Consider the following 23,976-nt stretch of genomic DNA (forward strand, 5'->3'; position numbering starts at 1 on the left):
ATAACTTTCTCCGTCAACCCCCCGCCCTGGTCCGTCGAGAGGTCAGTTGCGGCTCTTCTGAAGGCTGAAACCAGCCGCAACTGGCCTCTCAGGGGTTAGAGGGCGCCGCCGGCAGCCTCGGGAGCGCCGGCGTCGTCGCCGCCGTCACCAACCCGCTCGCGCGCCATGAAGTTCTCCAGATCGAACAGGTTGTCGGCACGGCGGGCGACGGTCAGCAGCGTGCTCATCGAGGCAACTTCCTCGACCTGTTCCTTCAGGAACCAGAGCATGAACTGTTCACCCAGGGCGTCGCCTTCTTCGCGGGCTGCCGCGAAGAGCGCTTCAATCTGCGAGGTGACCTGCTTCTCCTGGTCCAGGGCCAGTGCGATCGGCTCCACCACGTCACTGAAGTCGTTCTTTACGGGGTCCACGCCGGGAATGCGGACGGGCAGGTCCCGGTCCAGCATGTACTGCACCAGCATCATGGCGTGGTTCCGCTCTTCCACTGACTGGGCGTAGAAGTGGCGGGCCAGCTGCGGAAGGTCTTCGCCGTCGAAGTACACGGCCATGGCCACGTACTGCTGCGAAGCGTTGAATTCGTTCCCGATCTGGGCTTCCAGAAGATCCGTGAATTTGCTCATGGTCTCACAATATGCCCGCTGACCTGCGCAAAGAAAGGACGGATAGGCTTAGCTCGCTAAGGGTTGGCTCAGCTCAGCTCACCCCAAAGCTAGTCGTCGAACGGGCGGTAGCGCTCCAGGGAGACTATCCGGCGCGGGTTTCGCCTGCTCACCTGGCAGATGATCATTTCCCCGGGCGCCAGATACGGATCCTTCTCCGGAAGAAGGGAGGACATTGAATTCGTCATCTGCTGCGAGAGGACCTCGAAGACGAGGGGGAGCACCGGCCGATGGGTGCAGAGCGCCACCGGCCGTGCTTTCTCAAACAGGTTGTCCACCGCCAGCCGGGCCTTGCCGGGTTTCCGCTTGGCGTTGTGCTCGGTAAGGGCATCGACTGTCTTGAACTTGGGTTTGCGGGCATTCACGTAGGGGCCCATGGTCTGGACGCACCTCAGCCACGGACTGGATACCACCCGGTCCGGATGCCAGGCCTGCAGCAGGCGCGCCACGGCCTTGGCCTGACGCTGCCCGGTGGCGGCCAGAGGGCGGTCACCTTCTGCACGTGCCCAGGAGGAGCGCGGCTTGGCTTTTGCATGCCGCACGATGATCAGGGGCCAGGTGTCCAGGTCCCCGGCTTCATGCGCGACGGCGAGTGCTTCCAGCGGCAGCCGGTCCGTGGGGTTGGTGAGGAGGGACGCCGCTTCTTCCGGGGAACACCACCGGACACCGTCCACCTCCTTGCCGTCCGGACGAGGCTTGGCAGTGCTTACATGCGCTGCCCAGTAGTGGACCGACTTCAGCCCGGAAGCAACCGGATAACGGGTTTCCGGGAGGGCAATACCCAGCCGGATCTCCAGGCCCACCTCTTCCATGACTTCCCGCACCGCGCACTCGGGAATGGTCTCCCCGGAGTCGAGTTTTCCCTTCGGCCAGGACCAGTCGCCGTAGCGGGGGCGATGGATGAGCAGTACTTCAAGCTGCTCGGCACGGACCCGCCAGCACAGCGCACCGGCCGCGATGACCTTTGGTTCGCCGGTGAGATCGAGGGCGATTTCACGTTCGCCAAGCAGCAGTGCGGCGGTTTCCGCGGGGGCATCCCGGCCGTCCCCGGGAACCTCCAGATCCGGCTGTTCGCCGCCGCTCTTCTCTGTCCCCTGCATCAGCGGCGTGCCAGGGCGCGCAGGCGCGAGCGGGAGGCGAGCAGCCAGGACTGCACGTCCTCAAGCGGGCTGCCGTCCTCGTCCTTGTGATGCCGGGTCCAGATACCGTCGGCGTCCAGATGCCAGCTGGCTGTCTTGGGATCCAGGTAGCGGTCCATGAGCTCAATCAGATCCGCTATGTCGTCCGTGGAACCCAGCTGGACCAGCGCTTCAACACGGCGGTCCAGATTGCGGTGCATCATGTCCGCTGAGCCGATGTACACCACGGGATCGCCCCCGTTGGCGAAGGCGAAGACCCGCGAGTGTTCCAGGAACCGGCCCAGGATCGAACGTACGGTGATGTTCTCGCTGAGGCCGGGTACCCCGGGACGCACGGAACAGATGCCGCGCACAATCACGTCCACGCGCACCCCTGCCTGCGAGGCGCGGTAAAGGGAATCAATGATCGCCTCGTCCACCATGGAGTTGACTTTGATGATCACCCGGGCGTCCAGTCCCGCCTTCTTGTTGGCGATCTCCCGTTCAATCCGGTCGATGAGGCCGGAGCGCACGGAACGCGGCGCCACCAGGAGCCGCTTGAACGTTGATTTCGGGGCGTACCCGGAGAGCTGGTTGAACAGCTTGGTCAGGTCTTCGCCCACCTTTTCGTTCGCCGTCAGCAGGCCCAGGTCCTCGTAGTAGCGGGCGGTGCGCGGATGGTAGTTGCCGGTGCCGATGTGGCAGTAGCGCCGAAGCCCGTCAACCTCCTGCCGCACCACGAGGGACAGCTTGCAGTGCGTCTTGAGTCCCACGATGCCGTAGACCACGTGGACACCCGCCTGCTCCAGCTTCCGGGCCCAGGAGATGTTGGCCTGCTCGTCGAAGCGGGCCTTGATTTCAACCAGGGCAAGGACCTGCTTGCCGGACTCGGCGGCGTCAATCAGGGCATCGACAATGGGGGAGTCGCCCGAGGTCCGGTACAGAGTCTGCTTGATCGCCTGTACGCGGGGATCAGCCGCTGCCTGCTCCAGGAACGCCTGGACCGAGGTGGAGAACGAATCGTAGGGGTGGTGCAGCAGGATGTCCCGGCGGCGCATGGCAGCGAAGACATCCGCAGGCTTGGAGGTTTCGGATTCCTTCAGGTGAAGGGAAGTGTGCGGCACCTGCTTGGGGTAGTGGAGATCCGGCCGGTCAATCTGGCTGATCGGGCTCAGCCCGCGCAGGTCCAGCGGGCCGGGCAGCGTGTATACCTCGTCTGCCTCCACACCGAGCTCACGCACCAGCAGTTCCCGGATGCTCGGGTTGATGTCCGGGGTGACTTCCAGGCGCACGGGCGGCCCGAACCTGCGGCGCAGCAGTTCCTTCTCCAGGGCCTGCAGCAGGTTCTCGGCGTCGTCCTCCTCGACTTCCAGGTCCTCGTTGCGGGTGACGCGGAAGGTGTAATGCTCCATGACGTCCATGCCCGGGAAGAGCTGGTCCAGGTGCTCGGCAATCACGTCTTCCAGCGGGATGAACCGGGCTGTCCGCCCCGCAATGTTCCCCGCGCGGGGGCCATCCACGGAAATCAGGCGGGGAAGCTGGTCCGGAACCTTCACCCGGGCGAAGAACTCCTTGCCGCTCACGGGATTGCGGACCACGACGGCGAGGTTCAGGGACAGCCCGGAGATGTACGGGAAGGGATGGGCCGGGTCCACAGCCAGCGGCGTGAGGATGGGGAAGACCTTGGCCGCGAACTGGCGGTGCAGCTGGGCCTTGGACGCGTCGTCGAGGTCCTGCCAGCCAACCAGATGGATGTTCTCCTTCTCCAGCGCCGGGCGGATCTGCCGGGCGAAGACCTCGGCATGCCGCTGCTGCAGCCGGTAGCCCGCTTCGGTGATCTGCTCCAGCTGTTCCACCGGGCTGAGGCCGGCCGCGGAGGGTACGGCCAGTCCCGTGGCAATGCGCCGCTTGAGTCCGGCAACCCTGACCATGAAGAACTCGTCCAGGTTGGAAGCGAAAATCGAGAGGAAGTTGACGCGTTCCAGGAGATAGAGATCCGGATCCTCCGCAAGCTCCAGCACCCGGGCGTTGAAGTGGAGCCAGCTGATCTCCCGGTCAAGGAAACGTTCCGGCGTGATGTCACCGCTGGGCAGGAGCGCCGGCCCAAAGTCCGGAATGTCGATGCGGTCCTGCGTGGCCCGCGGTGCCGGCATCGCCTCGGACGAACCGAAGGGTGACCGCGCGCTGGCTACGGTGTCGGAATCCATAGTGTCTCTCCCTGGCAGTTCTGGCAGGCCCGGAACCACTGCTGTGCAGCGGCTAAGGCCATCATCCTCAACACTACAAGCAGCCGGTGCCTATTCGGCCGCGTACATCACGTCCACGTCCCACTGCACGAAACCGAGCTTGCGGTACAGGGCAACTGCGGGAGTGTTGTCAGCGTCGACATAGAGCATGACTGCGTCCAGCCCGGACTCGTGAAGGTGGTTGATGCCGGCCAGGGTCAGTGCCTTGCCCAGTCCGCTTCCCTGTGCCTGTGGCGTCACGCCTACTACGTAAACCTCCCCGATGGCCGGATGGTTACCGGTGCGGGGGTGGACCTTTGTCCAGTGGAAGCCCAGCAGCTCGCCGTCGGACTCGCGTACGGCAAGCAGGAAACCGCTGGGGTCGAACCAGTCCTCAGCCATGCGCGCTTCGAGGTCTGCGCGCGTCATTGCCCCCTGCTCGGGGTGATGGGCGAAGGCCGCGGCGTTGGCAGCAAGCCAGGCATCTTCGTCCTGTCCCGGCACGAACGGACGCAGCAGCACACCTTCGGGCAGCTTTGCGGTCGGCAGGCCGTCAGCCAGGGCATCGTGGGAGAGCCGCATCCGCCAGAGTTCGCGCACCGGCCGGTAGCCGAAGCGGGCTGCGAGCTTGACCGCTGCCTCATGATTGCCGTGGGACCAGGCCTTGAACTCCAGTCCGGTGTCCTGCCGGACAGCAGAGGCCAGCGAGGAACCGACGCCCTTGTTGCGGTAGTTCGGATGCACCACGAGTTCCAGCACACCTGCCGGGTCTCCGGCCTGGGCGGTGAGGACAGCGACGCCGGCGAGCTCCTGTGCGGTTGCGGGGTCAGACCCGTCGTCGTGGGTGAGCGCGAGATACACCCGCAGCAGGTCCGGGTCGGCTGAGGCGGAGCGCAGCTCCACCAGGGTCTGTTCCGAGAGGGGAGGATTGCCGTCGGCTTCGGCGGCGGAGGACGCCAGCTCCAGGACACCGCGCAGCGCTGCCGCTTCCGGGGTTCCGCGGGTAGTCAGGACAGGCCATGTGGTCAGGGGGTTCTCGCTCATTGAAGAAGACTAACCAAACAGAGGGCGCCGCGGGAGGCTGCCTATGCTTCGTGCCGCGCCCCGGCAGCCTGGTCCTCATGGATCCGGGCCTTTGCAAAGCGGTAACCGACGTTGCGGACAGTACCAATGAGGTTTTCGTGGTCCGGGCCAAGCTTCGCCCGCAGCCTCCGGACGTGCACGTCCACGGTGCGGGTGCCTCCGTAGTAGTCGTAGCCCCAGACCTCGTGCAGCAGCTGGTCCCGGGTGAAGACACGTCCGGGGTGCTGGCAGAGGTACTTCAGGAGCTCGAATTCCTTGTATGTCAGGTTCAGCGCGGTGCCGCTGACCCGTGCCGTGTAGCTGGCCTCGTCAATGACGACGCCGGAAGCATGGATTTCGGAGTTGGTGTCCTCGGCGGCGGCCTGGGTGCGGGAGACTGCCAGGCGCAGCCGGGCCTCCAGCTCGGCCGGCCCAGCGGTGTCCAGTACGACGTCGTCGGCGAGCCAGTTCGCGGCGACGGCTGCCATTCCGCCCTCGGTCAGCACCAGGACCAAGGGGGTGCCCAGCCCCGTTGCCTTCAGCAGCTGGGTCAGCGACCGTGCTCCAACGAGGTCCTTGCGTGCATCAATCAGGACGACGTCACAGGGGTCGATGTCCAGCAGCGCAGTCGGTTCAGCGGGGACGATATGGACCCGGTGGTTGAGGAGTTCCAGGGCAGGCAGGACGTCGACAGATGACCCAGGGCTGTTGGTCAGGAGCAGAATGTGCGACATAGATCCTCCGAAAGTTAGGCGCACATCATCGGGCACGTTGTTCCATCCGGTCCCCAGCGGCCGAAGAGTGGTTGAAAGTATACCCAGCAGGGGTCCGCCAGCCCGTAGCTTTTATCCGCGCTGCGTAATAAGGCAGTATGGCTAGGGTGAAACTCTGGAGCATAGCGGTGCCGGCGGCAACTGTACTGGTCGGCATTGTGGTGGCATCCTTTGTCTCACCCGGGGCCACGGCGCTCTTTACCGGGGCTGCTGCGGCACTGGCCGGCTTCAGCTGGCCATATCTGCTGGGTGTTCCGGCCCGCAGGAGCCAGGGCCTGGTGCTCGGACTCGTTGGCGCCGGCGGGGTTGCCGCGGCCTACTTCGCTCCCGCCACAGCCATGCTGACCTGGCTTCCCGGCGTCGTCGCCGTTGGCGTAGGCGCCGTCTTCCTCATCCAGCTGCTCCGCGGTACAGGACAGCCGCACCGGCTGGAATCCACCATCGGCGTCATTGCCGGAGCCCTGGTAGCCGGAATGGCAGCGGGCTGGGTGGCGGCAGACCGCCTGCCGGGCGCAGCCGGATCCGAAGGTCTCATAACCTCAAGTGCAGCCGCAGTCCTCGTCGCCGTCCTCGTTTCCCTGATCCCCCTGCCGGACCGGATCATCGCTCCCTTCGGAGTGGTTGCCGGCGCGCTGGCAGCAGCTGCGGCAGCGGCCCTGGTACCGGGACTGCCCGTCCTGTCCGGAGCTTTCCTTGGCGCACTGTGTGCTGCGGTGATCGTCGCCGTCCGCCGCCTCGCGCTCACCCGGGACGACTCTCCCGGAGTCCTCGGGATCCTGGCCGCGGGCATGGCTCCGGTGCTGGCGCTGGGCACGGCGGTCTACTTCGCCGGACGCCTTTTGGTCCCCTGACCACCCCTCGCACAGGGAGTCACAAGAGACAAAGCACCCGCCGGGCGGGTTAGGATGTAGGCATGTCGCTTCTTGCTCTCGAAATCTTCTTTATTGTCCTTCTGGGTATCACTGGCCTGGCCATGGCGGGTTTCGCAGCCCTGGTTGTTGCTCGCCTGTACAAGGGTCAGAAGTAGCCCGAACCCGCTAACACCACCCGAATTCCACAGGGAAGGGTCCGGCCATGCCAATGGAGATCCCCACAGACCTCACGCCCGAACTCGTTCCCCTCTCCTGGTTGCTGGGAACCTGGGAAGGATCCGGCCGCCTAGGTGAGGGCGACGCCGAATCCGAGCACTTCTCCCAGCGTGTGACCTTTAGGCAGAACGGGCTGCCCTACCTGCAGTACACCGCGGAGAGCTGGCTCACGGATGAGGCGGGCACAGTGCTGCGCCCGCTCGCCGTGGAAACCGGCTTCTGGGCGCTGGACCGGCCGCTGAACGACTCCGACGGCGGTCCCGGCCTTATCCCCGCGGACATTGTTCCTGCCCTCCGCAGCGCGGACGAGGTTGAGGCGCTCCGCAACGATTCCGGCGGCTTCGACATCACGGCAACGATCGTGCACCCGGGCGGAATCGCCGAACTTTACTACGGCCAGATCAAGGGTCCGCAGATCCAGCTCACCACGGACCTGGTGATGCGCGGTGTCAACTCAAAGGAGTACACCGCGGCCACCCGCATCTACGGCCTGGTCAACGGTGACCTTTACTGGCGCTGGGACGTTGCGGCAGAGGGCAAGGCGCTTGAAGCACACGCTTCCGCCATCCTGAAAAAGCAGGCCTGAGCCACACCGTTCGCCCAGGTCATCCATTCGTTCGGAATACCGGTCCCCGGATAGGACGTTGCACCTGACATGAGCATTCAAAGCCCCCTCCTTGCCCGTCCCGGCGCCGTTGAAGCGGCCGGAGCGGATGCAGGCACCGCAGCGCACTACGGCGACCCGCTGCGTGAACAGCGTGCCCTGGCCCGAGGTGAAGCTGTAACCGACCTTTCCAGCCGCGGCGTGGTAACCGTATCGGGGCCGGACCGGCTGAGCTGGCTGAACACCCTTTCTTCACAGCAGGTCCTTTCCCTGGCTCCCGGAGAAAGCACTGAGCTGCTGCTGCTTAGCGTGCAGGGCAGGATTGAGCACGATGCCCACGTACTGGACGACGGCGAACGGGCCTGGCTGATTGTGGAAGGCTCCGAGGCTGCGGACCTGGCGGCCTGGCTCGAAAGCATGAAATTCATGCTCCGGGTGGAGATCAGCGACGTTTCAGGGGACTGGGCTGTTGTCGGTTCCACGGCTCCGGTTCCGGCCTGGGCTGACTTCCTGGTCTGGACCGACCCGTGGCCCCGCGTGGGATCCGGGGGCCACGCCTACACCGAAACCGAAGATGCAGCCCACCCGGGCTATGAACGGCCCTGGTATGAGTACCTGATTCCGCGCGATGGACTTGAAGCGGCCGTGGACGAATCCGGCCGGTCACTCGCCGGCGCGATGGCCGCCGAGGCACTGCGGATTGCAGCGTGGCGTCCGCGGCTGGGCGCAGAGACGGACGACAAGGCAATTCCGCACGAGCTGGACCTCATTCGTACCGCAGTCCACCTCGCAAAGGGGTGCTACAAGGGCCAGGAAACAATCGCCCGCGTCCATAACCTGGGCCATCCTCCGCGCCGGCTGGTCTTCCTGCAGCTGGACGGATCGCAGCACACGCTTCCGGCCGCCGGCAGCCCGGTGAAGCTTGGTGAGCGTGCAGTCGGCCGGGTTACGTCGGTCGCCCAGCACTACGAAATGGGCGCTGTGGCCCTGGCACTCATCAAGCGCTCGGTTGCCCCCGATACCCAGCTGGTTGTGGAAGACGAAGGCGAACTCTACGCAGCGGCCCAGGAACTGATTGTTTCCCCTGATGCCGGAGCTGCCGTGGGACGTCCCGCCGGACTGCTGCGTGCCCCCAGGTCCCGCAGCTAGCCTGCCAAGGTCCCGCTGTACGGTCAGCGGATACAGAGGACTGCCGGCTGCAGCCGGCACGGAAGGACACAAACATGACGATTTCCCCGGAACCGGCCCAGGACGGCGCAGAAGACCAGGAGATGCTCGAACTCGCCGAGCGGCTGTTCGACGCCGCCCGGCAGGGAGACACGGAGCTGCTGCGCAGCTACATCAGCGCGGGAGTTCCTGCGACCCTGACCAACGCCGCCGGTGATTCACTGCTGATGCTGGCTGCCTACCACGGGCATGCGGGGACAGTGCAGCTCCTCATTGACCTTGGTGCGGACGTGGATACCCTCAACGACCGGGGACAGTCCCCGCTGGCAGGTGCGGTGTTCAAGGGCTACGCGGACGTTGTGCGCACCCTGCTGGCCGCGGGCGCTGACGCCGACACCGGCAACCCGTCCGCCCGGGCAACAGCCGCCTACTTCCAGCGCGGGGACCTGCTGGATTCCTAGCGTTCCCGGCCGTTCAGGCGGGGAGGGAAACCGAAGTGCAAAGGCCTGCCGGGATAAACCCGGCTCCGGCCGCGGTGCGCGTAGCCCCCAGGTTATTGCTCTGGATGCGCGACTGGGGGATCAGCCCGGCTGCCATGGCGTCTTCCACGGCGATGGATGTCACATAGGATCCCAGGCCCCGCATCCGGTGGTCGGGCGCAGTCAGCGTACCGACGTCTGCAAGGATCCCTTCCCGGATGGTGTAGCCGGCACCGGCGACGGGCACGGGCGTACCCGGCCCCCGGTCATCTACCAGCACGAACAGGATGTCGTGGCGGGAGAGCTTTGCCTCCACCACGTCGTCCGGCGGGCACAGCCTTTCCAGGGCCTCCGCGTACCGCGAGTCATCAGCGACTGCGAGTTCCTCCGCTGCCGGGACCGGGGGATAGGAATCCGTGTAGTACAGGTGCTCTTCGGCCATGCCGCGCCCGCCGTGGTCCATGGAGAGACGCAGCAGGGTGGACTGCCTGACCATTTCCGCGGTGCTCTTGGAACGTACCTGGTCCGCTGCCCACTCGGGCCCCGAGAAAACCTCGCGGTCGAAGAGACGGACAAACCGAACCTCGCTGGCTGTATCGTGCACGTCGTAGATGCGTTCTTCGCACTCCGCGCCGGATAGTGCGTCATCCTCAAGGCCGAGCCTGCGCGACCAGGCGAGCTGAATGATGGCAATCGTGCCGGGGTCAAGATCCATAAGAGTCAAGCTACACGCATGGGCGGCGGACAAAGCAAGGCTGGGGAACGAATTTGATAGGCGCCCTAACCAAATAAGATGGCGGCTTCTTCATAGCGGTGCTGTGGAACGGTCTTCAGATTGCCCAGGGCCTTCTCGAATCCGACGCGGACTATGTCCGTTCCATCCAGGGAAACCATGGTTCCCCAAAGCCCGTCAACCACGGAGTCCACCGCCGCCATGCCCAGCCGGGTAGCGAGCACGCGGTCAAAGGCCGTGGGCACGCCGCCGCGCTGGATGTGTCCAAGGACGGTGGCACGCGTCTCGATTCCGGTACGCGCCTCAATCTCAGGTGCAAGCAGTTCACCGATGCCGCCCAGCCTCGGACGCCCAAAGGAATCCAGCCCGCGTTCGGAGTGCGGAGCTTCCATATCCGTGGTGACAAAGCCTTCGGCAACAACAACCAGGGGAGCACGTCCGCGTTCCCGGGCTTCGTTGACCCACTGGGCAATCTGGTCCAGGCTTACGGGCTTCTCCGGAATCAGGATGGCATGGGCACCGGAGGCCATGCCCGAATGCAGTGCGATCCAGCCGACGTGGCGGCCCATGACCTCGGCCACCATGCAGCGGTGGTGGGATTCACCCGTGGTCCGAAGACGGTCGATTGCTTCGGTGGCGATCTGCACGGCGGTATCGAAGCCGAAGGTGAAATCAGTGGCGTCGAGGTCATTGTCCACGGTCTTGGGAACGCCTACGATCTTGAGCCCGGCATCGGTGAGGCGCTGGGCGGCGGCCAGGGTTCCTTCGCCGCCAATAGCGATCACGGCGTCAATGCCCAGCCGGTCCAGGGTCTTCCGGATGTTCTCCGGTCCGCCGTTGGGGCCCTCGAAGGGATTGGTGCGGGAGGTACCCAGGATGGTGCCGCCCTGCTTGGAGATGCCGCGGACGCGGGCACGCGGCAGGTCGATGATGTCGCCGTCCACCACTCCGCGCCAGCCGTCCAGGAAGCCGACGAACTCCACTCCGTGGGTCTTGATTCCGTTGAGTACCGCTCCGCGGATCACCGCGTTGAGTCCGGGGCAGTCGCCCCCGCTGGTAAGGATGCCGATCTTCATTGCGTGACCCCTGGATCTGGTAGGTGGGCGGCGGCCTCTCCGATTCTATCCACCAGCGGGCGGCGGCCCGGTACTTCGTGCCTGGTTGGGCGCGGTGTGACGCCCAATATTGCGCTGTTGACCGCTGCTCAGCGGTTCAGAAGCTTCTGCAGCACGATCGTGCCGTCGGTTTTCGGCAGCAGCAGCCAGGCTACAAGGTAGGTGCCCAGGCCAATGAACGGGAGCAGGAAGCTGAGCAGGACCGCAATGCGGACCAGCGAAACATCCCATCCGAACTTCTGGGCGATGCCGGCGCAGATGCCGGCCACCCAGCCGCCGGGGGCACGTTTGATCGGGGAGGTGCGCAGTACGTCAAAGAACTTGTCCATCTGGAGATTCTGCCTTCTTTCGAGGGGACGGGTGGGGTTTCCTGCCGCTTTTGGCCAGCGGCGAAATTGGATGCGGGGTGGGGCGGAGCAGCGCTGTTAGGTCCGCTTTCTGCCCATGACTGCCAGCAGGCCGCCGATCACCAGTGCGGTGCCGGCTCCGATCAGCAGGCCGAGCAGGACCATGCCCGCATCGAGCCGGATTCCCGTGAGCTGGACCGTCAGGATCAGGGCACCGACCGCCGCCAGGACAAGCCCCCACACGATGGTTCCGACCCGCAGCGGGCGGTGCTCCGGCTCAAGCTCGGGGACGTACCTTCCCTCGGAAGGCGTACCGAAAGAGGCGGGATCGGCGTCGTAGTTCTTCGGCTCGTTTCTGGATTCGCTCATCGGTCCAGGCTGCTTTCATTCGTGGTTACCAGCACGCTGCTGGCAATTCCCTTGATTTCGATGATGATGCGGTTGCCCCGGGCATCCGGGTTGAGTTTCCGCTCCTGCGGGCCAACCCACAGCCCGCCGGACGACGTGTGCGTCCCGTCGTGCTCCAGTTCCACATTGCCCATCGCCATTTCCGAGTACACGGAAACGGGAACGTCGTCGGGAACCAGGATCGTGAGGTCGCCCGCGGCGACGCTGACGGGCACGGTAACGTCTCCGTCCCTCAGGTCCGCAGCCACCCCGCGCAGGTCCAGGTTGCCGTCCGCAGCCGCGACACTGTAGCCCTCGGCTGCTGTCCCGGAACGGTCCGCACTCCAGTTGGACTGGTTGGCCACCACGAGATTCCGGTAGGCAAAGCTGCCGGTGAACAGGAGGGCGGCGATGAGCGTAATGACACCGAGGCCTCCCGCCAGCCCGGAGGACCTGCCTGCAGCGCCGAGCCCGACGATTCCCAGGCCGAGGACCACCCCTGCCGCTGCCAGTGCTACGGCCGCGGGGGACCCGGTTTGGTAAATGCCGGAGTAATCCAGTGCCAGCAGGACTCCTGCTGCAAGCAGTGCAAGGCCGCAGATCAGGGCTACCCAGGCCCCGGGCGGGGTGGTGCTGGGCGGTTTAGGCGTGTCCTTGACCACAGCCGGCGGCGGGAACTGCACATACAGTCCGTCGAACGGGCGCTCGGGTGCTGGTGGCTGGCCCGTGGAGCCGGCAGCGTGCGCACCGAACGGCAGCGGCATGGTTGGAGCATCGGGGCCGGGGTATCCGGCTGCCGGCGGGTTGGCGGCCGGCGTTTCGGGAAACGGACCGGGGAGATTGGTGCCTTGGCCAGGGGCAGTAGATCCGCCGGCGGAAGGCCAGCCCTGCTGGCCGGGCGCTGACGGTCCCTGCGTCTGCGGGGCACGGTTTGGGGAATTGTTGTTCCGCGTGGTGAGCCAGTAGATGACGAGCACCACTGCGGCCACCCAGAACAGGCCCCAGAAGATTGAGCCCAGCCAGCCGTCCCAGGCCCAGAAGGAAATGCCCGGGCCGCTGAAGCCCAGGATGGTGAAGGTCAGGGCGCCGGTCATTCCCGCGGTCCAGGTGCCGCGCGTTGCTGCTTCCAGGTGGATGCGGCCGTCGGGCTCCGGAAGCAGGGCCCAGGCAACGCCGTAGAGCACGATGCCGATGCCAAACAGGGCAAGGACGATCACGATTCCGCGGACGAGGATTGGATCCAGCCCGGTGCGCTGGGCGATTCCTCCGGCGACGCCGCCGATCCAGCGGTCCGGGGAGCGCCGGATACCCAGCTGCCGCAGCCAGTTGAAGAACGAGTTTTCGCCCGGAGCACCGCTGGGTGTGCCTTGGGGTGCTGCGCCGGGAGCAGCCGGGGGGAAGGGCTGGGACGGGTCCCCGGACGGGCGTCCGGGGTCAGTTGGATGCGAGTTCATGCCTTCAGTCTTCCCGGAACGGTCCTGCACCACATCGGGGATTCCCCTGAGCCACCCCTGAACGTGTCCCTGATCTGTGCTGCGGGAACCGAAATGATGGCGGTTCGGGCCCTCTGCCGTGCTTGGATTGGAGCATGAGACCCCCATTGCTCCGTTCGCCCGAGAAGGTGGTTGCCGGCGTGTGCGCCGGCCTTGCTGCCCATCTGGGCATGCCGGTGCGCACGGTCCGCATTTTGATGATGGTGCTCTCGGCCCTGGCGGGCGCCGGTGTTGTCCTCTACGGCTGGCTGTGGATCATGGTCCCGACGGCGGAGGAGGAAGCTGCAGCGGGCCCGCAGAACCCACGCAGCGTGGCGGAGAACTTTGCACGTTATCTCCAGCAGGGACAGGGAACCGCCAACGGCACCGGTGCCTCTCTGCTTGGCACCCGGGAGATCCTCGTGGGAGTGGGGCTGCTGCTGGCGGCAGGGGCCATGGTTGCGCAGGCGCTTGGTGCACAAATCAATCTGCAGCTGCTGTTCCCGTTCGCCGTGATCGTGGCCGGCGCAGTCCTGGCCTGGTCCCAGCTGGACGCAAGCAGGAAAGCCGGGCTGGTTGCCGGGGCAGGAGCAGACCGGAAGATGGGCCTGGTCCGTCTGGTCACTGGACTGGTGCTTGTAGTTTCCGGGTTCCTGCTCGTGATTTCCGGATCCTTTAGCTGGGATGTCCTGCTGGCGGCGTCGCTGGCTTCCCTGGCTGTCCTCGCCGGCATCGCACTGGTGCTTGCACCGTGGGCCGTGAAGTCATGGCGTGCCTTCCATGCAGAGCGTGCCGGCCGCATTCGCCAGACCGAACGTGCCGAGATCGCGGCCCATCTGCACGATTCCGTGCTCCAGACACTGGCCCTGATCCAGAACCGTGCCGGTTCCGAGGCCGACGTCATCAAACTTGCCCGGGCCCAGGAACGCGAGCTGCGCCAATGGCTTTACGCTGATCCGGAGAAGGGGACGGGGACCCTGGCGGACGCCCTGAAGAGCGCTGCCGCCGAGGTGGAAGACGCCTACGGGCACCCTGTGGATTTCGTGGCCGTGGGGACCGCTGAGCTCACTGCCCAGAGCTCCGCACTGGTCCAGGCAGCCAGGGCCGCGCTCTTCAACGCCGCCCAGCACGCGGGCGGACAGATTTCGCTCTACCTCGAGTGCAGCCCGGAAGCGGCGGAAGTCTTCGTCCGGGACCGGGGTGCCGGCTTCGATCCCGACGCCGTTCCGCAGGACCGGCTGGGCCTGCGGGAATCGATCATCGGCCGTATGCAGCGCCACGGCGGCACAGCAAGGGTGCGAAGCGGCGCGGACGGCACCGAGATACATTTGGCATTGCCCCTGGCCGGAGCAGACGCTCCGGCGGCGCAGGAAAGGGAAGCGGAGAACTCGTGAGCATCGCGGCAGAACCCATAACGGTGGTGGTGGTGGACGACCACGCCATTTTCAGGTCCGGCCTCAAGGCAGACCTGGACGGACGGATCAGGGTCCTGGCTGAGGCCGCCACCGTTGAAACGGCTGTAGCGGCCATCCGTGAGGCCCGGCCCCAGGTTGTGCTCCTGGACGTGCACCTGCCCGGCGGGTCCGGAGGCGGCGGGGCCGAAGTGATTGCCGGCTGTACCGACATGCTGGGAACCACGCGGTTCCTTGCCCTCAGCGTTTCCGATGCCGCCGAGGACGTGGTCACGGTGATCCGTGCCGGAGCCAGGGGATACGTCACCAAAACCATTTCGGGTGCGGAGATTTCCGACGCCGTTACGAGGGTCGCCGGAGGGGACGCCGTCTTCTCGCCCCGGCTGGCGGGCTTTGTCCTCGACGCGTTCGGGGCATCGACCACCGTCAGCGTCGAGGACGAACTTGACCGGCTCTCAGTCCGGGAACGCGAAGTGATGCGCCTGATTGCCCGGGGCTACAGCTACAAGGAAGTTGCGAAGGAGCTGTTTATCTCGGTCAAGACGGTCGAAACCCATGTTTCCGCCGTCCTGCGGAAGCTGCAGCTCTCATCCCGGCATGAACTCACCAGGTGGGCTGCAGCCCGCAGGCTGCTTTAGGGCTTGGCTTGGCCCAGGAAGTCCTTGAGGCGTTCCATTCCGGTGGCCAGGTCCTCATCGCCCAGGGCATAGGACAGGCGCAGGTATCCGGACGGTCCGAAGGCCTCGCCGGGAACCACGGCGACTTCCACCGCGTCCAGGATCAGGGCGGCCAGCTCCGCTGAGGTCCGCGGACGCACGGGACCTGCGGCATTCGGGAATTCCCTGCCGAGGAGGCTGCGGACGTCCGGGTAGGCGTAGAACGCGCCCTGCGGCATGGGGCAGTCGACGCCGTCAATCGAGTTGAGTGCCTCCACCATCGCCTTCCGGCGGCGGTCGAAGGCAATCTTCATCTCGTCCACGGCCGTCAGCGGACCGGAGACGGCGGCCAGCGCAGCCATCTGGGAGATATTCGAAACGTTGGATGACAGGTGGGACTGCAGGTTGGTGGCTGCCTTGATGACGTCGGGGGCGGCAATCATCCATCCCACCCGCCAGCCGGTCATGGCGTAGGTCTTCGCAACGCCGTTGAGGATAACCACCTTGTCGCCCAGTTCGGGGCAGCGGGTCGCAATGGAGGTGAAGGGCACGTCGCCGTACGTGAGGTGCTCATAGATTTCATCCGTCACCACGAACAGTCCGTGGTCGGCGGCCCACATGCCGATCTCCGCGACGTCGTCCGCCGGGTAGACGGCTCCGGTGGGGTTGGACGGGGAAACGAACAGCAGCACCTTGGTCTTCTCCGTCAGGGCCGCATCCAGCTGGGACACGGTGACCAGATAATCCTGCTCGGGGCCCGCGAAGACCTCCACCGGAACACCTCCGGCAAGGCGGATGGCCTCCGGGTACGTGGTCCAGTACGGGGTGGGTACCAGGACTTCGTCGCCCGGGTTCAGCAGGGTGGCGAAGGCCTCGTACACAGCCTGCTTGCCGCCGTTGGTAACCAGCACCTGCGACGGGTCCACGGAATAGCCGGAGTCCCGCAGGGTCTTCTCGGCGATGGCTTTCTTCAGTTCGGGCAGTCCCGAGGCAGGGGAGTAGCGGTGGAACCGGGGCTCCCGCGCGGCGGCCACGGCGGCGTCAACGATGTACCCGGGGGTGGGGAAATCGGGCTCGCCGGCGCCGAAGCTGATGACCGGCCGGCCGGCGGCCTTCAGGGCCTTGGCCTTCGCGTCAACTGCAAGGGTGGCGGATTCTGCAATGGAGGCGATGCGCTCTGAGATTCGGCCGTTGGAAGGCATGGCGTTCCCGTCTGGTTTTGTACTGGATGCGTGCAGTGTTCGGTTTGGTGTTGCCTGTGACCTGCGCTGGAAGTCCCTCTGAGCCGGGGGGCTCGGGATTGTCCGCACCGTCACTTTATGCAAGCCAAGCTTAGGCGTGCGGGGAGCACATTTCAGTCTTTTACACTTCCGCGGCCCGGTTCAGGGCCGCGATTTGCCGGGCTCACAGCACTGCCTGCCGGAGGAGGCAGCGGGGGCCCGATGCCCTGTTGCGGGCCCGGTTCGACTCCGGGCAAAAGATTGCGTAGACTAGTTCCTCGGTGTTGTTCTCTCGATGCTGGAGCATGCCCGCGAACCGGTTAGGCCGGAAGCGGGATGTACCGGTAGAGTGGAACTCTCCCGAAGGGTAGTGGCGCAATTGGTAGCGCAGCGGTCTCCAAAACCGCAGGTTGCAGGTTCGAGTCCTGTCTGCCCTGCGCATGACGTCGGTTTCGCCGTCTAAAGCAGTCCTTCATGAAGCAGCAGTTCCCGGCCTGAGGCTGCGGCACTGTGAACCGAACAGATGAGTGAGGCGAAAGGTGACCGAGACAGCTGCCAGCAGCTCCAAGGGACACCCCTCCGGCAAGCCAGCGAAGAAGCGGGGCTTCTTCGGCGCCATCGCCCTCTTCCTGCGCCAGGTCATTGCCGAACTGAAGAAGGTGGTGACCCCCACCCGCAAGGAACTGCTTCGGTTCACCGTCGTGGTTCTCGCCTTTGTGGTGGTCATGATCATCATCGTGTCCCTTTTGGACTTTGTCTTTGGAACTGGCGCACTGTGGATCTTCGGTTCGGGCGGCGGCGAAAGCTAGCCATCGAAGTCCCTTCCGCCCGCAGCGCGGGGAAGGTCCGTTCGAAGAACTGAGCTAGTGACAAACCCAATAGAGCTGAAGAAGAAAGCAGGAATCTACGTGTCCGAGCAAGAACTCGATTCACAGATCAATGACGAAACCGCTGATCTGGACACCGAGGATCAGGTGACCGAAGCAGACGCCGCGGCGGCTGCCGGTGACGCATCGGCCGAAGACGCTGAAGAAGCTCCCGCTGAGGAAGCCGAAGAGGCTGCCTCCGAGGACGCTGAAGCGGCTCCTGCTGCTGAGCCCGAAGAAGATCCCGTTGTTGCGTTCAAGGCAAAGCTGCGCCGCCAGGAGGGTGACTGGTACGTCATCCACTCCTACGCCGGCTACGAAAACCGCGTGAAGGCAAACCTCGAGACCCGCATCCAGACGCTCGACATGGAAGACAACATCTTCCAGATCGAGGTCCCGATGGAGGAAGTCGTCGAGATCAAGAACACCACCCGCAAGATCGTGAACCGCGTGCGCATCCCCGGTTACGTCCTGGTCCGGATGGAACTCACGGACGCTTCCTGGGGCGTTGTCCGCCACACCCCCGGTGTCACCGGATTCGTCGGCAACGCACACAATCCAGTTCCGCTGAGCCTGGACGAAGTCTTCTCCATGCTTGAGCACACCGTGGTTTCCCCGAAGACAGCTGCTTCCGGAGCTCCGGCCAAGGCCGCGCAGTCCGCCATTGCCGTGGACTTCGAGGTCGGCGAGTCCGTGACCGTCAACGAGGGCCCGTTCGAGACCCTCCCGGCCACGATCTCCGAGATCAAGCCGGAATCCCAGCAGCTTGTGGTTCTGGTGACCATCTTCGAGCGCGAAACCCCGGTTACGCTCTCCTTCGGACAGGTCACCAAGATCCAGTAACAGACTTCGCTCCGCGCAGGACCGCTTTATCCTGTACGGCAGCGTACGGCCGCCGCGCCACGGCGGCCACCAACCCGGACGGACGCTCCTGTCCTTCGGGAACTTATTTTAGAGAAGGACCCTTTCATGGCCCCCAAGAAAAAGGTCACCGGCCTTATCAAGCTGCAGATCAATGCAGGTGCCGCAAACCCGGCTCCTCCGATTGGTCCTGCCCTTGGCCAGCACGGTGTCAACATCATGGAATTCTGCAAGGCGTACAACGCTGCAACGGAATCCCAGCGCGGAAACGTTATCCCGGTCGAGATCACGGTCTACGAAGACCGCTCCTTCACCTTCATCACCAAGACGCCCCCGGCGGCTGAACTGATCAAGAAGGCTGCAGGCGTTGCCAAGGGCTCCGGCACCCCGCACACCGTCAAGGTTGCGAAGCTGACCCAGGCACAGGTCGAAGAGATCGCCACCGCAAAGATGGAAGACCTGAACGCCAACGACGTTCAGGCTGCCGCCAAGATCATCGCCGGAACCGCCCGTTCCATGGGCATCACCGTCGAAGGCTAATAAAGCTTCACCGCACGGCTGAGAAGCCGGGCATCACCAAATTCATTCAGCCGGACGGCCCATGAGGGTACGCCGGCACGTGGCAGGGCCGAGCGCGGTCCGACAGACCACAACTGCACAAGGAGAAAAAGCAGATGGCAAAGCGCAGCAAAGCATATGAAGCCGCTGTGGCAAAGATCGACGCGGACAAGCTGTACGCGCCGGTTGACGCCGTAGCACTGGCCAAGGAAACGAACCCGTCCAAGACGGATGCAACCGTTGAGGTTGTCTTCCGCCTGGGCGTTGACCCCCGCAAGGCTGATCAGATGATCCGCGGCACGGTCAACCTGCCCAACGGCACGGGCAAGACCGCCCGCGTCCTCGTCTTCGCCACCGGCGAGAAGGCTGAAGCAGCTATCGCTGCGGGCGCCGACTTCGTTGGTTCCGATGACATGATCGAAAAGGTTGCAGCAGGCTGGACCGACTTCGATGCCGCAGTGGCTACCCCGGACCTCATGGGCAAGGTCGGCCGCCTGGGCCGCGTGCTCGGCCCGCGTAACCTCATGCCGAACCCGAAGACCGGCACCGTTACCCCCAACGTCGCCAAGGCTGTCTCCGACATCAAGGGCGGCAAGATCGACTTCCGCGTCGACAAGCACTCCAACCTGCACTTCATCATTGGCAAGACGTCCTTCGACGCCCAGAAGCTGGCCGAGAACTACGCTGCTGCCCTTGAAGAAGTACTCCGCCTGAAGCCGTCCGCTTCCAAGGGCCGCTACATCCAGAAGGCAACCGTGAGCACCACCTTCGGCCCCGGCATCGCCGTGGACCCGAACGTCACCAAGGTTCTCGCAGACGCATAGTCAGCGCATTACTTCGGGAGGCCTCCTCCCCAAAACGGCCGCAGCTCCTAAGCTGCGGCCGTTTTGTGTTTCCGCGGCGGAACCCGCTTTGGTTCCGGCGGAGCTCTCCGGCAGGATAAGGGCCATGACTCCCTTGGCTGTGGAACCGTTTGTCCTGCCGCAAAGCTCCGACTCCCCGGACGCGGGCGGCTTCCTGGCTGTTGCCCGGCTCTTCAATGACCAGCAGCGAGAGATCTGGGGAAATGACGACTTCTTCGAAACGCCCCAGGCGCAGCTGGCCGGGCTCCGGAGCACGTCCACCCGACGGCGGCAGCTGCTGGTTGCACGGGCCGGTTCCGGGCAGGAAATCCTCGGCGTTGCCCGGCTCAACCTTCCCCTGACCGACAATCTGCACACGGCCACCCTGAACGTGGTGGTGGATGCCCGTTCGCGGCGGAGAGGCGTCGGTGCGGCGCTTTGTGCTGCGGCTGAGGAGCTGGCTGCCGCTGACGGACGGCGGACCCTGATAGCGGAGACCGACCATCGGCAGGACGGCGGGGAATTAACCGCCGGCGACGTTCCGGCGCCGTCGATCCCGCAGGACGCAGCGGCTTCTTTCGCCTCGGCCTGTGGCTTCAGCCTGGAACTCATTGAGCGGATCAGCCGGCTCGACCTTCCGGTGCACAGTGCCGGCGAAGGGCTCCCGGGCAGCACCGATGGCTCAGGCTACGAACTCGTCTTCTGGCAGGACGCGTGCCCGGATGCCCTGGCGGATGCCTACGCCCAACTAAGGCAGAAGATGAGTACCGACGCCCCCCTGGGTGGCTTGGACCTGACGCCGGAGGTCTGGGACGTGCCGAGGGTCCGGGAAGCTGAGGAGAAGGCACGGGGGATGGGGTATGACGTGCTGGTGTGCGCCGTGCGCCATACGGCCTCGGGCGAGCTCGCGGGCCATACCGTGCTGGAAGTCGCGCGGAGTAACCCAGGCGTGGCCTATCAGGACGATACGCTGGTGCTGCAGCATCACCGCGGCAACCGGCTGGGCATGATGTTGAAGGCCGGAAACCTCCAGCGGCTGGGCCGGCTCTTTCCCGAAGTGCAGCGGGTTTACACCTGGAACGCCGAGGAGAACAGGTACATGCTGGCCATTAACGTCCAGCTCGGGTTCCGCCCCATCGGCTATGCGGGGGAGTGGCAGAAGGAGCTCTCGGTGAGCTAGGCACCCCGATTTGTCCCTGCCCGGGATCTCCCGTACTCTTGAACTACCAAAGACCGTCGGTCGATGTGCCTTCAATCCCACAGCCAAGCTGAACCTTCAGTTTACGTGTGTGGAATCCGGTTGGAGAACCATCCGAAAGTCCCTTCCAAGGGCGGCCTGCGCAGGTGAACGAAGTGAGCTCCGGAAGATTATTCCGTTGAGTGCCGCCCCGTGCATCTGCCCGGGGCGTTTTTTGTGTTCGGGACCCGATCCACCGGCATTATTTTCCCCGGAAGGAGGGTTATGGCAACGCCAATCAAGGTGTCAGCAGTTGAAGAAATCACCAATGATTTCAAGGATTCAACCGCTGCTGTCCTAACCGAATACCGCGGGCTCACCGTTGCACAGCTCAAGGAGCTGCGCCGTTCGCTCGGCCAGGACACCAAGTACTCGGTCGTCAAGAACACCCTGACGGGCATTGCAGCCAAGGAAGCCGGCATCGACGCGTTCGATGGCCAGCTCTCCGGCCCCACTGCAATTGCCTTCATCAAGGGTGACGCAGTTGCCGCTGCGAAGAGCCTGACGGATTTTGCAAAGACCAACCCGCAGCTGATCATCAAGACCGGTGTCTTCGAGGGCAATGCCCTTGACGCCTCCGGTGTTGCTGCCCTGGCTGCGCTCGAGTCCCGCGAGTTCCAGCTTGCACGGGTCGCCGGTGTCCTCAAGGCCCCGATGTCCATGCTGGCCCGCTCGGTTGATGCCCTGCGCGTCAAGCTCGAAGAAGAAGGCGGCGCTGCTGCTCCCGCTGCGGAGGAAGCTCCGGCTGCCGCAGAAGAAGCACCGGCCGCCGAAGCAGCCACCGAAGAGTAATAACTCTTCACCCTCAACTCCCGGTGCCCAGCGCACCACTTATAGGAAGGACGCCACATCATGGCGAAGCTCACCAACGAAGAGCTCATTGAAGCTTTCAAGGAACTGTCCATCATCGAGCTCTCCGACTTCGTGAAGCTCTTCGAAGAGACCTTCGACGTCACCGCTGCTGCTGTTGCAGTTGCCGGCCCGGCAGCAGGCGCTGCTGAAGCTGCTGAAGAGAAGAGCGAATTCGACGTTATCCTCGAAGCCGCCGGCGACAAGAAGATCGCAGTGATCAAGGAAGTCCGCGCGCTGACTTCCCTGGGTCTGAAGGAAGCCAAGGACCTGGTTGACGGTGCTCCGAAGGCTATCCTCGAAGGCGCCAACAAGGAGACCGCTGACAAGGCCAAGGAGGCCCTCGAGGCTGCCGGCGCCACGGTTACCCTTAAGTAGTACTGCTTCTGCGGCACTGCCGCAGTACAGAAAGAACCCCCGCTTCGTTTCGAGGCGGGGGTTCTTTGCGTATCCGGGATGCCGGCAGCCTAGGGGAGAGGGTCGGTGATGTCGGCGATGGTTGCGTCCAGGGCCGCCAGCAGGGCATCTCCGTCCACGAAGAGGCTGGCCCCGTGCTCGCCGGCACCCATCGATACACGCCGGCCCCGGATGTCCGGAGCAGCAAAGACAGGCCATGCCACAGTGCTGCCCAGCGGCGTAATGGTTCCGCGGGTATACCCGGTAGCCTCGAACGCCTCGTCCGCGGGCGGCAGCATCAGCTTGTTTGCCCCTGCTGCGGCACGAAGCTTGGGCCAGGAGATCTGGGCGTCGCCGGGGACCAGGACAAACAGGTACTCACCGGCCTTGCGGCGGACAACGAGCGACTTGACGATATCTGCCGGGGTGATGCCGAGCAGTGCTGCCGCCTCGGCCAGGCTGGCAGCAGCAGGGCGCTCGGTGACCTGGACATCCAGGCCAAGGCGCTCCGCAGCTGCCAGCACCCGTTCACGGCCGGCGGGGGAGGACTCCGGCACTAGTTCCGGTACAGCAGCAGGGCTTCACCCTGGCCGCCGCCTCCGCAGAGCCCGACGGCGGCGCGCCCGGAACCGCGGCGGTTCAGTTCGTGTGCGGCATGCAGCGCAAGACGCGCACCGGACGCACCGATCGGGTGGCCCAGCGCGATCGCTCCGCCGTGGATGTTGCAGTCTTCAAGCTCAACACCAAGCTCCTGCAGGGACTGTACGGCCACTGACCCAAAGGCCTCGTTGATTTCCACGAAGTCCAGGTCTGCTGCAGTCCAGCCTGCCCGCTTCAGGGCCTGGGCGATCGCATTCGAAGGCTGGGAGTGCAGGCTGTTGTCCGGCCCGGCCACCTGTCCGGGCATTCCCACACCGGCCAGGATCTCCAGTCCCTGCTCCTCGGCGAAGGCACGGGTGGTAAGGACCAGGGCGCTGGCGCCGTCGGACAGCGGAGAGGAATTTCCAGCAGTGATAGTGCCTTCAGGATCAAAGGCGGGACGCAGCCCGGCCAGCGTGTCCACGGTGGTGGAGGGGCGGATGCCCTCGTCCGCGGTGAGGACCACCGGGTCGCCCTTTCGCTGCGGCACCGTTACGGGGGCAATTTCGACGTCGAAAATCCCCGCCGCGGCTGCGGCAGCGGCGCGCTGGTGGGAAGCAGCAGCGACCTCGTCCTGCGCGGTACGGCCAATCCCCAGTGCAGAGTTGCCGCGTTCAGTGGAAACGCCCATCGATTCGTTGTCGAAGGCATCCGTCAGGCCGTCGTGCGCCACGGAATCCAGCACGGACATGCTGCCGTAGTTCCAGCCCTGCCTTGAACCGGGCAGCACATGCGGGCCGCGGGTCATGGATTCCTGGCCCCCGGCCACCACCACGGTGGCCTCGCCCCCGCGGATCAGCCGCGCAGCGTCGATGACCGCTGCCAGGCCCGAGAGGCAGACCTTGTTGATGGTCACGGTGGGCACATCCCAGCCCAGGCCGGCCTTGATGGCGGACTGCCGTGCGGGATTCTGGCCGCAGCCGGCCTGCACCACGTGGCCCATGATCACGCTGTCCACCTGGGACGCGTCCACGCCCGAGCGCTCCAGGGCGCCGGAGATGGCGAAGGCGCCGAGTTCAACGGCCGTGAAGGACGCGAGCTGGCCGTTGAGCCTGCCCTGCGGGGTGCGTGCCCCGCCGACGATCACTACCTCCGGGATCGAGTCCGTCCCGGGTCCTGCAAATGCCTCAGTGCTCATGCGGTAAGTCCACTTTCATCGAAGGCGAGTCGTACTTTCCAACAGGTTTTGCCCTTAGGCTACCCGTTTGACG

The 23,976-nt window shown here is 64.9% G+C and carries 26 protein-coding genes and 1 tRNA gene; 14 read left to right on the forward strand and 13 right to left on the reverse strand.

The genetic code is table 11. The features are described 5' to 3' along the window. Nucleotides 1-95: 95 nt before the first annotated feature. The 5 genes from AO716_RS02145 to AO716_RS02165 form a co-directional block, all read right to left on the reverse strand. On the reverse strand, nucleotides 96-620 hold the full coding sequence (locus tag AO716_RS02145) for a ferritin (protein ID WP_055239305.1): 525 nt from the start codon (nucleotides 618-620) through the stop codon (nucleotides 96-98). Nucleotides 621-709: 89 nt separating this feature from the next. After that, nucleotides 710-1,759, reverse strand: a complete 1,050-nt coding sequence (locus AO716_RS02150) for an NUDIX hydrolase (RefSeq protein WP_082413250.1) — start codon at nucleotides 1,757-1,759, stop codon at nucleotides 710-712. After that, nucleotides 1,759-3,984: an RNA degradosome polyphosphate kinase gene (locus AO716_RS02155; RefSeq protein ID WP_055239306.1), complete on the reverse strand. Its 2,226-nt coding sequence runs from the start codon at nucleotides 3,982-3,984 to the stop codon at nucleotides 1,759-1,761. Before AO716_RS02155 ends, AO716_RS02150 begins: the two co-directional genes overlap by 1 nt. Nucleotides 3,985-4,074: 90 nt before the next feature. Then, the gene (mshD, locus tag AO716_RS02160) at nucleotides 4,075-5,046 is read right to left on the reverse strand and encodes a mycothiol synthase (RefSeq protein WP_055239307.1); all 972 of its coding nucleotides are present in this window, start codon (nucleotides 5,044-5,046) and stop codon (nucleotides 4,075-4,077) included. A gap of 41 nt (nucleotides 5,047-5,087) precedes the next feature. Next, the gene (locus AO716_RS02165) at nucleotides 5,088-5,798 is read right to left on the reverse strand and encodes a winged-helix domain-containing protein (RefSeq protein ID WP_055239308.1); all 711 of its coding nucleotides are present in this window, start codon (nucleotides 5,796-5,798) and stop codon (nucleotides 5,088-5,090) included. A gap of 137 nt (nucleotides 5,799-5,935) precedes the next feature. Between AO716_RS02165 and AO716_RS02170 the strand changes: the two genes are divergently transcribed. From AO716_RS02170 to AO716_RS02185, 4 genes are all read left to right on the forward strand, one after another. Continuing rightward, the gene (locus tag AO716_RS02170) at nucleotides 5,936-6,688 is read left to right on the forward strand and encodes a hypothetical protein (protein WP_152969828.1); all 753 of its coding nucleotides are present in this window, start codon (nucleotides 5,936-5,938) and stop codon (nucleotides 6,686-6,688) included. Nucleotides 6,689-6,911: 223 nt separating this feature from the next. Next, a complete protein-coding gene (locus AO716_RS02175) occupies nucleotides 6,912-7,511 on the forward strand; it encodes an FABP family protein (RefSeq protein ID WP_055239310.1) in 600 nt (199 codons plus the stop codon). 69 nt (nucleotides 7,512-7,580) lie between these two features. Next, a complete protein-coding gene (locus AO716_RS02180; RefSeq protein WP_055239311.1) occupies nucleotides 7,581-8,678 on the forward strand; it encodes a YgfZ/GcvT domain-containing protein in 1,098 nt (365 codons plus the stop codon). Nucleotides 8,679-8,752: 74 nt separating this feature from the next. Next, nucleotides 8,753-9,157, forward strand: a complete 405-nt coding sequence (locus AO716_RS02185) for an ankyrin repeat domain-containing protein (RefSeq protein ID WP_055239312.1) — start codon at nucleotides 8,753-8,755, stop codon at nucleotides 9,155-9,157. 13 nt (nucleotides 9,158-9,170) lie between these two features. Here AO716_RS02185 and AO716_RS02190 read toward each other — a convergent pair whose 3' ends face one another. From AO716_RS02190 to AO716_RS02210, 5 genes are all read right to left on the reverse strand, one after another. Then, on the reverse strand, nucleotides 9,171-9,890 hold the full coding sequence (locus tag AO716_RS02190) for a GNAT family N-acetyltransferase (RefSeq protein ID WP_055239313.1): 720 nt from the start codon (nucleotides 9,888-9,890) through the stop codon (nucleotides 9,171-9,173). Nucleotides 9,891-9,955: 65 nt separating this feature from the next. Next, nucleotides 9,956-10,984: a 6-phosphofructokinase gene (locus tag AO716_RS02195; RefSeq protein ID WP_055239314.1), complete on the reverse strand. Its 1,029-nt coding sequence runs from the start codon at nucleotides 10,982-10,984 to the stop codon at nucleotides 9,956-9,958. 128 nt (nucleotides 10,985-11,112) lie between these two features. Then, on the reverse strand, nucleotides 11,113-11,352 hold the full coding sequence (locus AO716_RS02200) for a PspC domain-containing protein (protein WP_055239315.1): 240 nt from the start codon (nucleotides 11,350-11,352) through the stop codon (nucleotides 11,113-11,115). Between the two features lie 96 nt (nucleotides 11,353-11,448). Beyond that, the gene (locus AO716_RS17650; protein ID WP_235471978.1) at nucleotides 11,449-11,739 is read right to left on the reverse strand and encodes a hypothetical protein; all 291 of its coding nucleotides are present in this window, start codon (nucleotides 11,737-11,739) and stop codon (nucleotides 11,449-11,451) included. Next, nucleotides 11,736-13,211, reverse strand: coding sequence for a PspC domain-containing protein (locus AO716_RS02210; RefSeq protein WP_160317900.1), 1,476 nt, complete (start codon nucleotides 13,209-13,211; stop codon nucleotides 11,736-11,738). Before AO716_RS02210 ends, AO716_RS17650 begins: the two co-directional genes overlap by 4 nt. 134 nt (nucleotides 13,212-13,345) lie before the next feature. On the opposite strand from AO716_RS02210, the gene AO716_RS02215 reads away from it, so the two are divergent. After that, on the forward strand, nucleotides 13,346-14,623 hold the full coding sequence (locus AO716_RS02215; protein ID WP_055239317.1) for an ATP-binding protein: 1,278 nt from the start codon (nucleotides 13,346-13,348) through the stop codon (nucleotides 14,621-14,623). Next, nucleotides 14,620-15,279 carry a LuxR C-terminal-related transcriptional regulator gene (locus AO716_RS02220; protein WP_055239318.1) on the forward strand — a complete coding sequence of 220 codons (660 nt, stop codon included), beginning with the start codon at nucleotides 14,620-14,622 and terminating at the stop codon, nucleotides 15,277-15,279. The genes AO716_RS02215 and AO716_RS02220 overlap by 4 nt, the downstream gene beginning before the upstream one ends. Here AO716_RS02220 and AO716_RS02225 read toward each other — a convergent pair. Then, the gene (locus AO716_RS02225; RefSeq protein ID WP_055239319.1) at nucleotides 15,276-16,499 is read right to left on the reverse strand and encodes a pyridoxal phosphate-dependent aminotransferase; all 1,224 of its coding nucleotides are present in this window, start codon (nucleotides 16,497-16,499) and stop codon (nucleotides 15,276-15,278) included. The genes AO716_RS02220 and AO716_RS02225 overlap by 4 nt on opposite strands. Before the next feature lie 382 nt (nucleotides 16,500-16,881). Between AO716_RS02225 and AO716_RS02230 the strand changes: the two genes are divergently transcribed. From AO716_RS02230 to rplL, 8 genes are all read left to right on the forward strand, one after another. Further along, nucleotides 16,882-16,954, forward strand: a tRNA-Trp gene (locus tag AO716_RS02230). A gap of 102 nt (nucleotides 16,955-17,056) precedes the next feature. Next, entirely contained in the window at nucleotides 17,057-17,326 is a 270-nt protein-coding gene (gene secE / locus AO716_RS02235) for a preprotein translocase subunit SecE (RefSeq protein WP_082413252.1), read from the forward strand. 99 nt (nucleotides 17,327-17,425) lie between these two features. Further along, the gene (gene nusG / locus AO716_RS02240) at nucleotides 17,426-18,226 is read left to right on the forward strand and encodes a transcription termination/antitermination protein NusG (protein ID WP_055239321.1); all 801 of its coding nucleotides are present in this window, start codon (nucleotides 17,426-17,428) and stop codon (nucleotides 18,224-18,226) included. A gap of 126 nt (nucleotides 18,227-18,352) precedes the next feature. Beyond that, nucleotides 18,353-18,784: a 50S ribosomal protein L11 gene (gene rplK, locus AO716_RS02245; RefSeq protein ID WP_055239322.1), complete on the forward strand. Its 432-nt coding sequence runs from the start codon at nucleotides 18,353-18,355 to the stop codon at nucleotides 18,782-18,784. A gap of 134 nt (nucleotides 18,785-18,918) precedes the next feature. After that, nucleotides 18,919-19,626, forward strand: coding sequence for a 50S ribosomal protein L1 (gene rplA / locus AO716_RS02250; protein ID WP_055239323.1), 708 nt, complete (start codon nucleotides 18,919-18,921; stop codon nucleotides 19,624-19,626). A gap of 124 nt (nucleotides 19,627-19,750) precedes the next feature. Then, on the forward strand, nucleotides 19,751-20,824 hold the full coding sequence (locus AO716_RS02255; protein ID WP_055239324.1) for a GNAT family N-acetyltransferase: 1,074 nt from the start codon (nucleotides 19,751-19,753) through the stop codon (nucleotides 20,822-20,824). Nucleotides 20,825-21,106: 282 nt separating this feature from the next. Next, nucleotides 21,107-21,673 (forward strand): 50S ribosomal protein L10, encoded by a 567-nt coding sequence (rplJ, locus tag AO716_RS02260; protein ID WP_055239325.1) that lies wholly within the window; start codon nucleotides 21,107-21,109, stop codon nucleotides 21,671-21,673. A 60-nt stretch (nucleotides 21,674-21,733) separates the two neighbouring features. Further along, nucleotides 21,734-22,108 carry a 50S ribosomal protein L7/L12 gene (gene rplL, locus AO716_RS02265; protein WP_055239326.1) on the forward strand — a complete coding sequence of 125 codons (375 nt, stop codon included), beginning with the start codon at nucleotides 21,734-21,736 and terminating at the stop codon, nucleotides 22,106-22,108. 89 nt (nucleotides 22,109-22,197) lie between these two features. Here the strand turns inward: rplL and AO716_RS02270 are convergent, their stop codons facing one another. Together AO716_RS02270 and AO716_RS02275 are read right to left on the reverse strand one after the other, a co-directional pair. After that, nucleotides 22,198-22,683 (reverse strand): aminoacyl-tRNA deacylase, encoded by a 486-nt coding sequence (locus AO716_RS02270; protein WP_055239327.1) that lies wholly within the window; start codon nucleotides 22,681-22,683, stop codon nucleotides 22,198-22,200. After that, nucleotides 22,683-23,903: an acetyl-CoA C-acetyltransferase gene (locus tag AO716_RS02275; RefSeq protein WP_055239328.1), complete on the reverse strand. Its 1,221-nt coding sequence runs from the start codon at nucleotides 23,901-23,903 to the stop codon at nucleotides 22,683-22,685. The genes AO716_RS02270 and AO716_RS02275 overlap by 1 nt, the downstream gene beginning before the upstream one ends. Between the last annotated feature and the right edge of the window lie 73 nt (nucleotides 23,904-23,976).

Origin of the sequence: Arthrobacter sp. Edens01 (assembly GCF_001307035.1) — a bacterium.
Lineage (GTDB): Bacteria > Actinomycetota > Actinomycetes > Actinomycetales > Micrococcaceae > Arthrobacter_B.

Coding starts and splice junctions, on each gene's coding strand:
- AO716_RS02145 (WP_055239305.1), bottom strand. CDS start 620: ATGAGCAAATTCACGGATCTTCTGGAAGCCCAGATCGGGAACGAATTC.
- AO716_RS02150 (WP_082413250.1), bottom strand. CDS start 1,759: ATGCAGGGGACAGAGAAGAGCGGCGGCGAACAGCCGGATCTGGAGGTT.
- AO716_RS02155 (WP_055239306.1), bottom strand. CDS start 3,984: ATGGATTCCGACACCGTAGCCAGCGCGCGGTCACCCTTCGGTTCGTCC.
- mshD (WP_055239307.1), bottom strand. CDS start 5,046: ATGAGCGAGAACCCCCTGACCACATGGCCTGTCCTGACTACCCGCGGA.
- AO716_RS02165 (WP_055239308.1), bottom strand. CDS start 5,798: ATGTCGCACATTCTGCTCCTGACCAACAGCCCTGGGTCATCTGTCGAC.
- AO716_RS02170 (WP_152969828.1), top strand. CDS start 5,936: ATGGCTAGGGTGAAACTCTGGAGCATAGCGGTGCCGGCGGCAACTGTA.
- AO716_RS02175 (WP_055239310.1), top strand. CDS start 6,912: ATGCCAATGGAGATCCCCACAGACCTCACGCCCGAACTCGTTCCCCTC.
- AO716_RS02180 (WP_055239311.1), top strand. CDS start 7,581: ATGAGCATTCAAAGCCCCCTCCTTGCCCGTCCCGGCGCCGTTGAAGCG.
- AO716_RS02185 (WP_055239312.1), top strand. CDS start 8,753: ATGACGATTTCCCCGGAACCGGCCCAGGACGGCGCAGAAGACCAGGAG.
- AO716_RS02190 (WP_055239313.1), bottom strand. CDS start 9,890: ATGGATCTTGACCCCGGCACGATTGCCATCATTCAGCTCGCCTGGTCG.
- AO716_RS02195 (WP_055239314.1), bottom strand. CDS start 10,984: ATGAAGATCGGCATCCTTACCAGCGGGGGCGACTGCCCCGGACTCAAC.
- AO716_RS02200 (WP_055239315.1), bottom strand. CDS start 11,352: ATGGACAAGTTCTTTGACGTACTGCGCACCTCCCCGATCAAACGTGCC.
- AO716_RS17650 (WP_235471978.1), bottom strand. CDS start 11,739: ATGAGCGAATCCAGAAACGAGCCGAAGAACTACGACGCCGATCCCGCC.
- AO716_RS02210 (WP_160317900.1), bottom strand. CDS start 13,211: ATGAACTCGCATCCAACTGACCCCGGACGCCCGTCCGGGGACCCGTCC.
- AO716_RS02215 (WP_055239317.1), top strand. CDS start 13,346: ATGAGACCCCCATTGCTCCGTTCGCCCGAGAAGGTGGTTGCCGGCGTG.
- AO716_RS02225 (WP_055239319.1), bottom strand. CDS start 16,499: ATGCCTTCCAACGGCCGAATCTCAGAGCGCATCGCCTCCATTGCAGAA.
- rplK (WP_055239322.1), top strand. CDS start 18,353: ATGGCCCCCAAGAAAAAGGTCACCGGCCTTATCAAGCTGCAGATCAAT.
- rplA (WP_055239323.1), top strand. CDS start 18,919: ATGGCAAAGCGCAGCAAAGCATATGAAGCCGCTGTGGCAAAGATCGAC.
- AO716_RS02255 (WP_055239324.1), top strand. CDS start 19,751: ATGACTCCCTTGGCTGTGGAACCGTTTGTCCTGCCGCAAAGCTCCGAC.
- rplJ (WP_055239325.1), top strand. CDS start 21,107: ATGGCAACGCCAATCAAGGTGTCAGCAGTTGAAGAAATCACCAATGAT.
- rplL (WP_055239326.1), top strand. CDS start 21,734: ATGGCGAAGCTCACCAACGAAGAGCTCATTGAAGCTTTCAAGGAACTG.
- AO716_RS02275 (WP_055239328.1), bottom strand. CDS start 23,903: ATGAGCACTGAGGCATTTGCAGGACCCGGGACGGACTCGATCCCGGAG.